This window comes from Saccharospirillum sp. HFRX-2, assembly GCF_043196805.1.
Taxonomy (GTDB): domain Bacteria; phylum Pseudomonadota; class Gammaproteobacteria; order Pseudomonadales; family Natronospirillaceae; genus Saccharospirillum.
The window spans coordinates 912861-926160 of the sequence record NZ_JBEBMU010000001.1; the positions used below are offsets into that span (position 1 = coordinate 912861).

6 protein-coding genes are annotated in these 13300 nt (G+C 55.9%); all 6 read left to right on the plus strand.

The annotated features are described in order from the left end of the window. Window positions 1–6135, plus strand: a 6135-nt coding sequence (locus tag ABMA60_RS04390) for a hypothetical protein (protein WP_392799276.1), incomplete at its 5' end; no start/stop codon positions are given. Window positions 6136–6202: 67 nt separating this feature from the next. Next, window positions 6203–6682 carry a hypothetical protein gene (locus ABMA60_RS04395; protein ID WP_392799278.1) on the plus strand — a complete coding sequence of 160 codons (480 nt, stop codon included), beginning with the start codon at window positions 6203–6205 and terminating at the stop codon, window positions 6680–6682. Window positions 6683–6709: 27 nt separating this feature from the next. Beyond that, window positions 6710–7612: an adenylate/guanylate cyclase domain-containing protein gene (locus tag ABMA60_RS04400; RefSeq protein ID WP_392799281.1), complete on the plus strand. Its 903-nt coding sequence runs from the start codon at window positions 6710–6712 to the stop codon at window positions 7610–7612. A gap of 19 nt (window positions 7613–7631) precedes the next feature. Beyond that, window positions 7632–8381, plus strand: coding sequence for a PP2C family protein-serine/threonine phosphatase (locus tag ABMA60_RS04405; protein ID WP_392799284.1), 750 nt, complete (start codon window positions 7632–7634; stop codon window positions 8379–8381). A gap of 12 nt (window positions 8382–8393) precedes the next feature. Beyond that, window positions 8394–12917: a protein kinase gene (locus tag ABMA60_RS04410; RefSeq protein WP_392799287.1), complete on the plus strand. Its 4524-nt coding sequence runs from the start codon at window positions 8394–8396 to the stop codon at window positions 12915–12917. A 90-nt stretch (window positions 12918–13007) separates the two neighbouring features. Beyond that, window positions 13008–13199, plus strand: coding sequence for a hypothetical protein (locus ABMA60_RS04415; protein WP_392799290.1), 192 nt, complete (start codon window positions 13008–13010; stop codon window positions 13197–13199). Window positions 13200–13300 lie beyond the last annotated feature (101 nt).

Sequence of the window (13300 nt, forward strand, 5' to 3'; positions counted from 1 at the left end):
CTCGCCGCCGACGTTACTACTACGGGCAAGCAAACCTACACCGGCGCGGTTACATTAAATGGTGACCGTACTCTGAGCGCGGGCACTGTTGTTCAGTTCGTCAGCACCGTAGCAGGCGATGGTGGCGATAACGACAGTCTCGATATCAATGGCAACCTGGATCTGGATGGCGCTGCCAGTGGCATCACAGCGCTGGATGTCAGTGGTACCTCCAACCTCGCCGCCGACGTTACGACCTCGGGCGTACAAACCTACACCGGCAAGGTCGATCTGTTCGGCGTGCGTCACCTCACCGGCAGTCTGGTTGATTTTGGCGGTGATTTGGCCGGCGACAATAAGGACCTGGACATCACCGGCAACTTGGAATTAAACGGCACAACCAGCGACCTGGCGGACATTTCCGTATCGGATAATCTGGACTTGCTCGGTGAGATTACTGACGTGGGTAGCCTGAGCGTTACTGGTACGTCGTCGCTGGCGGCGGACGTTACTACTGATGGCAGCCAAGCCTACACCGGTGCCGTTAATCTGATCGGCGAACGTACATTGGATGCGTCGCGGGTGACGTTCACGACCTCGTTAGAAGGCGACGGTGTTAACAACCTGATTATTAACGGCAATCTGAGTCTGGGCAGTGGTGGAACCAGCAACATTGCTCTGTTGGATGTGAATGGTGATCTAACCAGTTTGACTGGCGCCATAACCAACACCGGCAGCATTGATGTTTCCGGTACCGCCAACCTGGCTGAGGATATTACTACCAGCGGTACCCAGAATTATCAGGGCACTGTGACCTTGGCATCGGGCGTTGTGTTGGATGCCGATGACGACAACATCAGCTTTGGCGGCAACATCAATGGCAGTCATAATCTGACCGTCAATGCGGGCACGGCGGATGTTACTTTTGCGGGTGCGGTTGGCAACGCCACGGCGCTGGATCAACTGATCGTGACCGGCAGCAACATTGCGTTGAATGGCAATGTAACAACCAGCGGTGTTCAAACCTACCATGGCGCGTCGACGATCACCGGTATTCGCACGCTGGATGGTACCCTGGTTACTTTCGACGGCAGCCTGACCGGTAACGGCAACAACCTGAACGTTTTGCACAATCTGACCTTGGGCGGTGCGACGAGCAACTTTGGCGACCTGGACGTTGGCGGCAATTTAGATCTGGATGGCGCCATCACCAATACCGACAGCCTGGATGTGACCGGTACGTCTAACCTGGCAGCGGATGTGACCACCAGCGGCACACAGACTTACACCGGTACTGTAGACCTCGACGGCATCCGCACTCTCGATGGTACGGCCATTGAATTTGGTTCGACGCTGACCGGTGATGGCAGCGCATTCAATGTGGATGGCAACCTGACCCTGGGTGATGACGCCACTGCTTTGGGCGCGGTGGATGTTGACGGCAATTTAAATGCGCAGGGCGAAATCAGCAGTGCCAGCCTGGATGTATCCGGCACGTCGACACTTGCTGACAATGTCACCACCACTGGGTTCCAAACCTATACCGGTGACGTCACGCTGGCAGCTAATGTCAATCTGCTCAGCAATAACAACAACATTACCTTCAGCGATGACCTGATCGGTGCTGGTAATAGTCTCGACGTTAATGTCGGTTCCGGCAATTTCAGTTACCAAGCGTTAGGTGGCCTGAACAACCTCGCCATCACCGAAGACGATATTCAATTGAGTCAGGACATCAGCACCACCGGCAGCCAGACCTACACCGGTAATGTGACGTTGATGAACGATCTGACGTTGGATACCAGCAATAGCAATATTACCTTTGATGGCACCGTTAACGGCAATGGTGATGGCACCGAATCACTGACGCTGGATATTGAAAATGCCACGGCGGCCTTCACCGATAACGTGGGTAGCACCAACCAACTTGAGTTCCTGGACGTTAATGGCAAAACCGAATTAGGCGGTGATGTTACGACGCTTAATCAACAGGAATATGAGCAAGCTGTAACGCTCACAGGTGACGCAACCTTAAGCACCTCCAACACCAGCCATATCACCTTCGGCTCCACCATCGATGGTGCAAGTGCGTTAGTGTTGACTGCCGGTTCCGGCAATATCGTTTTTGGCGATGACATTGGTGGCGATACAGCGTTAACCAGTCTGGAAATCAACGCCGATAACATCGACCTGAACCACGATATCACCACATCCAGCGGACAAGACTATAACGGCGCCGTCACACTGACCGACGATGTAACTCTGAATGCCGATGGGGATGTCGACTTCAGCAGTACCGTCAATGGCGCACACGATTTAATCATCGACGCGAACAGTGGCGCAGTCGATTTCGCGCAAGCGATTGCCGGCTTAACGGGACTGGATGTCAGCGGTACTGGTATCGGTTTAGGCGGTGATGTCACGACCAATGGTGAACAAAAATACACCGGTAATCTGACGTTAAATAATGACATCGACCTCATCACCAATGGTGGCAATTTGACGGTGGATGGCAACATCAATGGCACTCAAACACTGACGCTGAACAGTGGGGCTGGTGATATTCATGTATCAGGTGATATTGGCAGCGGTGCCCAATTAACAAGCCTGACCATTGCCGACGCCGACAGCAGTACCTTCGATGGCGGTATTTCGGTGAACACCGATTTCACTCAAACCAGCGGCTCGGGTACTACCACGCTGAGTGGTGGTATTAATGCACAAAATATTCTACTGACGGTTAATAGTCTGACGCTGGATGAAATCAGCCTGACCACAAACATCGCCAGCGGCGTCATCACACTGAATGTCGACGACTTATTGTTTGTCGGCGGCCTCACCACTATCAATGCCGGAACCGTGACTCTCGCACCTTCGACGATCACTAATTCGGTGCATATCTGTAAGGGCTCCTGCGCGGGTTCTTTTGATACCACCTACGATCTGGGTGAGTTGTCCATCGATGCTGACACCATCCAGTTTGGCCGCGCCACGCATGAAGGCGTGATCACCCTGGAAGGCATTTCATTCGACTATGAACTGAAAGTGGTGAACGACAACGACATCATCGTCACCGGAAATCTGGATGGAACGGCCGGTGGCGCTCTGGTTTTGGATCCAGGTGACAGCGGCGGCGTCATACGCTTAAACGGCGGTCAGGTAGAAACTCAGCGCCACCAGACCTACAACTCCAACGTCCTGTTGAGCGGCAATTTCTCGTTGTTGAGTGAAGAGGGCAACATCACCATCGATGGTGATTTGAGCAGCGCGACTTCCGGCAATCTGACACTCAACACCAATTCGGACAACACCGGCGCCAGTGGCAACATTCTCTTTGATGGCAGCATCACCGATCTGAACGACCTGACCATTGAGCAGGCGCAGGATGTCGAACTCGGTGGTACGGTCGATATCGAGGGCGACTTTGATTTGCAAAATGCGGCGGGCACTCTGACGTTGGTCAGCGGTTTGGAATTGACCGCCGCTAACATTGGTCTGAACGCCGATAGCATTGCTTCGGCTGGGGGCGTCGAAATGACTACCCTCAGCAACGGCAACATTGAACTGATCACCAACGAATTGCAGATCATCGGGGGCCTGACCATGGAGGTTGGCTCCGGCACTATCATCTTGGCACCGCAGAGCAGTACGGCTGATATGGAATTGTGCAGTGGCAGCTCCTGCCCAATTGCGGCAGTGGACCCCGGCGATGCGCGTTACAACATCGGCTCCGGCTTCACCTTCAATTCCGCAGCCCAATTCCAGGTTGGCCAGGCCAATCACACCGGCGACATCACGCTTTACGGCTTTACTGCGAATTACGATTTGTCGCTGTCTAACAGCGGTGCGGGATCGATCACCTTTGTCGGTGAGTTCGACAGCACTGGCAGTCTATCGCTCAGTTCCGGCAGCGGCGGAATTACTATCGAAGATAACATCACGCTGGTAGACGCCGATCTGATCGTTAACAGTGGCAGCGGCGCTATCAGCTTAGGCGGTGCAACCATTGATACCGGCACTGGCAGCCAGACATACACCGGCGCCATCACCCTCAGTGACGATGTCCAGCTGGATACCGCCAACGCCGCTATCACGTTCAGCGACACCGTTAACGGCAACAAAAACCTGACGATTAATACCGGTACTGGTGATGTAGATTTCAATGGCGTTGTTGGTGGCTCTGTCCAACTGGCTTCCCTCAACGTCAACGCCGGCAACATCACGTTCACCGACATCAGCACCAGTGACGCTTTGTCATTGCTGGCACAGAACGATCTGATTTTTGGTCCGGGCACGACATTGACTGCGGGTAATCCATTAACACTGGCCATCAATCAGGCCGGTGGTGCGGCGAAGACGCTGGATCTGAATGGACTGACGCTCAACAGCAGCAACATTCAATTAGTCGGCAGTGGCTCGGATCGCTTGCAGGGCCATGATGGCGAAAATAATGACTGGCAGATTACCGGTAATAATGCGGGCACTTTGGATAACAGTTTTGTCAGCAGCCCTGCCAATTTCTCCGGCTTCTCCAGTCTGCTCGGTGGCTCTGGTGATGATACCTTTACTCGCACCGGCACTGGCCAAGCCAGTGGTCAGATTAACGGCGCTGGTGGTAACAATACCTACGATGTATCCGGGACCAGCAGTGATGTGACCTTGGTTTTCGGCCAGGGCTTCAGCAATATCCAGCACCTGATCGGTGGCGCTGGCGATAAACTGCAAGGCAGTGCCAGCGGCACCACGGACTGGACGCTCAGTAGCGCCGCAGGCGGTACAATAGAAGCCGGCAGCACTGCCACCTTTGACGGCTTCGACTACCTCATCAGCGGCACCGGCGGCACCAATATCTTCACCTCCAATGGTCAGTATCAAGGCGATATCGAACTGCGCGGCAATGACAACCGCTGGCACTACACCGCCGGACAAAAGCTGACCCAGGGTCAGGTACTCGGCAAGGGCGCGCTGATTATTCCGCATCGCATTAACAACGATGTGGTCAGTAATATGAGCGTCAGCAGCAGCGATCTGTCGTTGCCGGACCTTATTAATTACACCGGCAATCTGTTTATCGGTGCGTTGATCACGCCCGGATCATTGCCCTTGAATGCGGCCTATACCGACCTGGAAATTAATGCCAACCGATTGACCATCAGCGATGCCATTCAGACCGGTGGCAACCTGATTTTGCTGGCTTCAGAAATAGTTTTGACGGGTGCATCCATTAGCGCTGGCGACGGCGTCAGCTTTGTTGCTGTCGGCGACGACTGCGCGGTCTGTGGCGGGCTTTCCGGCTCGGGCAACCTCATCGTCAACGCTGAAACACTGGTTGAAGCCCAGGGTGGTCAGGTGATCGCCGCCGGTGGTGTCCGCCAGTCCGATAATCTGATCCTGGATTTTGGCGGCGGTGGCTTTGAATTGGCGGTCAGTGAGGAACAACAGCTGACGTCCCAGCCGAGCAGTCTGTCCGATGCCGAAGGCATTGTGCTGACGCCAAACACCAACGCTTTTATTAATCGGTTGGGTTTAGATTTGGTCAGCGTGGCCGTGAACTTCAGCAACCCGGCCGCTGCGGTGTTGGGCGTGCGTGCCATCGAAGTGATCGATCTGGCGTTGTTTGAAGAAGATCTGACACTGTTCGGTCGTCTGGGTGAAGGCGTGGCGTTGGCCTTCGCCCAGTGTGAGGAAATTGAAGGCTGTACGCCGGATGTCAGTTCGGAAGAATTGACGGCGTCGATCGATGAATTGCAGGCGCGGATTGATCAACTGGAAAGTGAATTAACCACCACCAGTGATGCCGCAAGGCGCGAACAGATTCAGACGCTGCTGGCCGGTTTCCGGACCCAGCAATCGGAGTTCGCAACCTACAAGGCTGACCTGCAATCCTTCACTGGTTTTGAAGAGTTGATGGATGAAGAACTCGGCACCGACGACGAAATCGATATGGAAGCGGTGGAGCGTCAGTTGGCCGTGATCGAGACCATCTACACTCGGGTCAGGTTCCTGGAAAATCTGCAATTTAACGCCGAACGACGGGCGCACTTTGCAGAAACCACCGGGCTGGATTTAACCGAGGACCGGCTGAACGAAATCATTGAAAGCACGCTGGCGGTGGCCAGCCGAGCCGAAGCCGAACTGGAAGTGTTGTTGGATTGATATGAAGCGATGGGTCTGTGCTCTTGTCTGGATATGTTGGTCGCTGGTGCGGGCGGAGCAGCTGCCTGTGCCGAACCAACAGGAAGCGGTCGATGCCCAACCAGAAGTGACCGCCACAGACGCGGCCGAAGTGGATGCAATACCGGGGGAAACCTTGGCCGAGGAAATCCAATTGCTGGAAGACGTCCAGGCCGGTTTGGCCTTGGCCCTGGCCGCGTGCGAAGAGGAAGCGCATTGCGTGACCGCGCTTAACGAACAGGAAATGCAGCACATGCGTGATGATTTGAGTGAGTTGATGGCGGATCGTGAATTAGCAGTGGATGACCCGCTGCGCGAGCGCTATCAGGCCTTGCTCGATGAACAGACGCAGTTGCAGCAAACCGTCGCTCAGGTGACGGCGAATATCGATCGTGATGCCCTGGATGGCGCCTGGTCGGATCAATTTGAAATTGACGAAATCGTTGTCGGACCTCAGGTGCCATTCCCCAATGCGGACATCACCCTGAGCCGATTCGAAGATCTTAACCAGCCCCTGCCAATTGAGTAGGGCCAGAACACGAAGGAAACACAAGCCATGTCTGCCCAAACCAAAAAGTTAGCCATTTTGTTTGCCGACATCGTCGGCAGCACTCGGCTATACGACACTCTGGGAGATGAACGTGCGCGACAGATTGTCAGCGTCACTCTGGATCTGCTGGCCGAAGTGGTCGAGCGTTATAAAGGCACCGTCATCAAGATGATTGGTGATGAAATCATGTGCACCTTTGACGATGTCGAAACCGGCACCAAAGCAGCCTGTGATATGCAGGAAACCATGGAAGAGGCGATTGCCGACAACGTCAACGAAGTCCCGGTGACGATTCGAGTGGGTTATCACTTTGGTTCTTGCGTGCTGGAAGACGGCGATGTGCATGGCGATGCCGTTAACGTCGCTGCCCGCATGGCGTCGCAGGCCAAATCGCGGCAGATCATCACCACCGCCGAGAGCGTCAAGCTGCTGCCCGCCATGCTGCGTGAAAACGCCCGGGTGGTCGATTACGCGTCCATCAAAGGCAAGGGCGAAATGGAAATTGCCGAGATCATCTGGCAGGAGGAAGACGTCACCCGCATGCAGGTGGATGTGGCCTCAGTGTCGGCCAGCATGGGTCAGAGTGCGCAATTGCAATTGGTCTACCAGGACAGCTTGATTAAACTCAATCACGATCGCGAATCGGCCATTCTTGGACGCAGCACCACCTGCGATATTCCGGTCGCCGAAGCGCTGGCCTCACGTCAGCATGTGCGCATTGAATTGCGCCGCGATCGTTTTGTGCTGATCGACCAAAGCACCAATGGCACCTACGTTCAGCTCGACGGCGCCGAGCCGGTTTACGTGCGGCGCGATGAAATGGTGCTCACCGGCACCGGTGTGATCAGTCTGGGGCGGGCGTTGGATAACGATCCGCAGGAACTGATTCGGTTCCAACTGGACGGCTGATGCCACGGAGGGTTACGCCATGACCGACATCAAAACCGCCACTCAAACCGAGTTTTCCCGCTCCTGCGGTCTGACCGATCGCGGGCTCGTGCGCGAGGTTAACGAAGACGCCTTTCTGGATTTGCCACAGCAGGGCCTGTGGGTCGTTGCCGATGGCATGGGCGGTCATGACGCCGGCGATGTTGCCAGCCGCATGATCGTCGAAACGCTGCGCAGCACGCCCTTGGAAGGCTCGCTGGCCAAGCGTATGGATCGCATCGAAGACGCCGTTGAACAGGTCAATCAGCATTTGCTCAGCCGCGCCAGTCAGGACGACGGCCGGCGTCATATCATCGGCAGCACCATTGCTATCCTGATCGCAGAAAACCCGCACATGGGCGCTATTTTGTGGGCGGGCGACAGCCGCATTTATCGCTGGCGTGATAACAGCCTGACGCAATTATCGACCGATCATTCGCAGGTTGAGTCCTATGTGCGCCAGGGCATCATCACCCGCGAGCAGGCGCGTTCGCATCCGGAACGCAATGTCATTACCCGCGCCGTCGGCAGCCAGGATGAACTCTTTCTGGAAGCCGATGTCTGTGAATTCAAACCGGGCGATCGCTATCTGCTGTGCAGCGACGGCCTGAACCGCCATGTCGAAGACGACGAAATTGGTCGCCTGCTGGCTAATGAAGCGCCGAAAACGGTGTGTCGATCGCTGGTCGATCTGACCCTGGAACGCGGCGCCAAAGACAACGTGACGGTCGTTGTCGTCGAGATAAATTAGAGCGAGAGCGCCATGGTCACCCCTCACCGACTGCTGCAAGAACTGTCCGCCAACGAGTTGGCGCTGCCGGAATTGCAGTCCATGTTGCCCAGCCTGATGAAGCAGGGTGCGTTCAGTGATGCCCAATGGTCGGCGGCGCTGGATGAAGCTGTGGCGCAAGGTTGGTTATCGCCGACGCTCGCCGAACGAGTGCGGGTTGCCTGCGCCGAAGAACAGGCACGACAGGCCTCCAACGATGACGAAGTAGATTCTGAAGACGCCACTGTTGTTGCGCATCCGGCGGCTCATCGGGCGCCACAAAATGATGACGACGAGAGCGAAGACAAAACCGTACTCGCCCGGCCGCCGCAATCAGCAGATGATTTACCCGATGAAGAACAGCTGACGGTTCTGGCCAATCCCAACCCGGTCGATAAAGACGCACCCGACGACACCCAACTGACGGTTTTGGCCGATCCGGGCGCACACGGCGATGGATCGGATGACACCCAGATGACGGTCATCGCCGCACCGCCGGAAGACGACGGCGATGAGGATCGCACTGTTATCAACACCAGCGCCACCAGTCAGTCCTCGGCGCCGACCACATCCAGCACCTCACAACGTTCCTGGGATGTACCGGGTTCGACCAACCCGCAGTTACAAAACCTCGGCCCGGGTTCGATCATCAAAGACCGCTTTATTCTCGATAAAGTGCTCGGCGCCGGCGGCATGGGCAAGGTGTTCCAGGCGCGCGATTTGCTGAAGGTTGAAGCCAGCGACAACAATCCGTTCGTGGCCATGAAGGTGTTAACCGAAGACTTCCGCGCCCATCCCAAGGCCTTCGTTGCGTTGCAGCGCGAAGCCAGCCGTCAGCAGAAACTGGCGCACCCGAACATCGTCACCGTTTACGATTTCGACCGCATCGGCATGACCGGCACCCAGGTGTTTATCACCATGGAATTGCTGATCGGCAAACCGCTCGATTCGTTTATTCGCAAGGTGGTGCGGCCGCGTGGCGGGCTGCCGTTCGAAGAAGCCTTCGCGATCATTAAACAGCTGGGTGCATCGCTGTCGTACGCGCACCAGCGCAATATTGTGCACTCGGATTTCAAACCCGGTAACGCCTTTTTATGCGACGACGGCATTGTTAAAACGCTCGACTTCGGTATTGCCCGGGCGATCAACGTGCGCGTCTCGGACGATGACGAAAGCACAACCAGCGATGCGTCAGCCACGGCAACCAAAACCTTCGACAGCGACAACGACGACTCGACCACAACGGCCACTACAACCGCCACCACCACCCAGACCACCACTCAGGTGGAAGACGATTTCGACGCCGGTTCGCTGGGCGCGCTGACGCCGGCTTACGCCTCGCTGGAAATGTTGCAGGGCAAAGATCCGTCCACTCAGGACGACCTTTATGCGCTGGCCTGTGTCGCCTACGAACTGCTGACCGGCTATCACCCTTTCAACAAAAAATCCGCCGCCAAGGCGATGGATGCCAACCTGATTCCGGCGCCGATTAAAGGCCTGAAAAAACGTCAGTGGCGTGGCCTGTTGCACGGCCTGGCGTTCGAAAAAGAAAACCGCACCGAAACCGTCGATGATTTTCTTGAAGAGCTGGAAGGCAAGGCGACCTGGTTCCGCAACCCCTGGGTTTTAGGTCCGGCTTTTAGTCTGATTTTTGCCATCGCCGCCTATAACCCGGTGATGAATTATTTCGATAACCGACGCATCGAAGGCATCATCGACGATGTGCTGACCGGCGAACCTCAGGTTCTGGAAAGTACGATTGGCTTGTTGTCGGGACTCGACATTAACGCCCAGAACCGCATCACCGACAGCGGCCGCGATATTTTTCAGGAGTATTTCCGCACCCGCATCGAACAGGTGGTGAACCTGGATCAACAGCGTTACGGCTTCGATCAGGCCGAGCGCGAACTGGCGCGAATGGAACGGCTGTATCCGGATTCCGTCGCACTGGAAACCCAACGCAGTGCGTTGGAATTGGAGCGCAATCGTTATCTGCATCAGCTTAGCCAGCAATTGAACCTGGCGCTGGCTGATGAACGTCTGCTGCCAACGGATGACGGCGACAGTATCGGTGATGTGCTCGATAAAGTTGCCACCGTTGCGCCACAACACGCCTTGCTGAGTGACCCTCGGGTGCCGGATTTGTACGCCACCGTCGCCCAGGAAGCGATCAACCTGAACGAGCTTGATGCCGCGGCGCAGTATCTGGAAGTCGGCATGACGCACATGCCCGACGACATCGACCTGATTAATACCCGCGACCGGCTGACGCTGGCACGCCAGGAACAACAGCGGCAAACGCGCATTGCCCAGCTGCAACAGCAATTTGGTGAGCAGACCGCCTTGCCGGTGAGCTGGCAGGATTTTGTCGAACAGCACGATGCCATTGTCGAGCTGTCGCAACTGGCGCCGGGCGATCGCGCTTTGCAGGCGTTGTCGCGTTTGGCGCAGCCGCAGGCCAATAACAGTCTCGATGCCCAGAGCGTGTTGCAACCGGACAATCAGGATTTGCTGTTGGCGTTGAATCTGTCGCATCCGGATTTACCGCGCGCTGAGGCCATCGAACAATGGCAGCAGCGGTTGCAACAACAGCTGGAAAGCGCGCAACTCGATGCCGTCTGGGAAGCTCAGCTCTATGGCGTCTTGAATCGTTTGCAGGCGTTGCTGGGCGCGAACGATCCAACGCTGGTGCAGGCGCGTGAAGACGTTGCTGCTTTGTATCTCGATTACATCGCGCAACTGGAAGACGAGCGTCGCTTCAGCCTGGCCGAAGCGGTGCTCGATCGCATCGATCGCTTTGCCTTAAATGAGCCACAACTAAGCTCGGCTCGTACGCGCATCCAAACCGCCTACAACGAATTTTTGATCGAACGTGAAGCCGCCGCTGAACAGGCACGTATTCAAGGTATGCAGAGCGATTTGCTGGTGCAGGCCGAAGCGCGGGCAGTGGATGAAGCCGAGCAAACGCTCAGCGAATTACGGCGCTATCTCGACAGTGACGATCCTTTTCTCACCATCACCGCGGCCGACGCCATGGCCGAAGCCTACCTGGAATTAACCGAAGATTTGGGCGCGAACGGCGAATACCGGGCGGCGGTGCGCATGGCCGATCGCGGTCTGGATATTTCACCGAATGATCTGCTGTTGCAGAACACGCGCGAGCAATATCTGGTGGAAGGCAATATTGAACAGCTCAATGGTCTGTTTGCCGAGTCGGATCATTTCGACACGCCCGCAGCCCAGGTGATGATTGATGAAATTCGCACCTTTGCGCCGGCGCGTTATCCGGATCTGGAACGTCAGTACATCGTGATGCTGGTCGAACGGGTGATGGATTTGGCCGATACCGATCGCAAGCAGGGCGAAAGTTTGGCCACGCGCGCCAGCATTCTGTTCCCCGGCAGTACGCAATTAGCGCAGCTGCGCGCTGAACTGGCGCCGGCTCCATGGACCGACGGTCGTACTGCACGGGTAGCGTTGCAGACCGGGCGCTTGTCGGAGGCGCGCAATATTCTGGAAGCGTCCAAGGCGCAATTACCCGACCATCCGGAAGTGCTCGATTTCGAAAAAGATTTAACCGCACGCATCGAACAGGCCGAACAACAATTCGCTTTGTTCGAAGCCAGTTTGGAAGCGCAGGAATACGATCAGGCACGGGTTGAATTGTCGGAAGCGCGGCAAATGTGGACCGACAATCTGGACTACCGCAGCGCCATCGCCACGCTCAGTGAACAGATGGCGCAGCAACGTTGGCAAGGGCGAATTTTGCAGCGCGATGTGGACATTCGCACGCTGCGCGATCAGTCGCAGCTGACCGGTGCGGATATTTCCGCCCAGGCCTGGTCGCCGGTCAACAGCTCGCGCCCCTGCACCGAAGATCTGGGCGGTTATGGTCGCCGCGCCCGGGCGATTTGTTTTGATATGCTGCACGATCAGGTGCGCGGTCCTTTGATGGTGGTGGTGCCGGGCAGCGCGGGAACGTCCGGTTTTGCGATGAGCAAATACGAAATCTCCAACGAGGATTACAACAAATACTGTTTCCTGAGCGGCCAGTGCCCAGTCGCCGAAGAAACCGATAAAGATTTGCCACGCACCGGTTTGAGCTACGCCCAAATCAATGAATATGTGCAGTGGATTGCCGAACGTACTGGTCAGCCGTATCGCCTGCCGACCCTGGCCGAATGGCATTACGCCGCCGATGCCGCCGGCAAGCCGCCACCGCGCGATTACAATTGTCGGGTTCGTTTGGGCGGACAGATTCTTAAAGGCGACCAGATGAACCGCGTCTCGACCGGCCACCAGAACGGTTGGGGTCTGCAGAACGTTATTGGCAACGCTCAGGAAGTGGTGTTTGATGGCAATCGTCAACTGGCCGTGGGTGGTTCCTTCCAGGACCCGCATGCCGATTGCGGACTGGATTTCAGTCGACAATATTCGGGCGCGGCCGATAACCTGACCGGGTTCCGGTTACTATTGGAAAATGTACAGCCGCCTATCTTGCAGACGGTGAGTCAGTAACTGTTTTTAGCGTCGGAAATAAAAATTTTAAGCGTCGGGAATAATAGCTTTTGATCTGGAAATAATAACTTTTGATTGGAAATAATAACAATGCCAGCGAACCTTAAGACTTTATCGCGCCAATACGCCAACGGGACTCTGAGCAAGGAAGAGTACCGCCGTGCCCGAATGGATTTACTGGAAGGTGCCCGCGACGACGACACCACCCGACCGCGCAACAACCCCTCAACCACCATCACCGTCGTGCCCAAAGCGCGTCATGATGAGAGCGATGAGCTTTAGTTTTTATTACTGATCGTTGTCGGCCAATAGTCGTGCAGGCAACGAATAAGCCCGAGACTGTGGCGATGACACTGAACCAATAACGAGTTTACCGACCACTC

Excerpts from the sequence above, each read along its gene's own strand:
- ABMA60_RS04400 (WP_392799281.1), top strand. The coding sequence starts at position 6,710 with ATGTCTGCCCAAACCAAAAAGTTAGCCATTTTGTTTGCCGACATCGTC.
- ABMA60_RS04405 (WP_392799284.1), top strand. The coding sequence starts at position 7,632 with ATGACCGACATCAAAACCGCCACTCAAACCGAGTTTTCCCGCTCCTGC.
- ABMA60_RS04410 (WP_392799287.1), top strand. The coding sequence starts at position 8,394 with ATGGTCACCCCTCACCGACTGCTGCAAGAACTGTCCGCCAACGAGTTG.
- ABMA60_RS04415 (WP_392799290.1), top strand. The coding sequence starts at position 13,008 with ATGCCAGCGAACCTTAAGACTTTATCGCGCCAATACGCCAACGGGACT.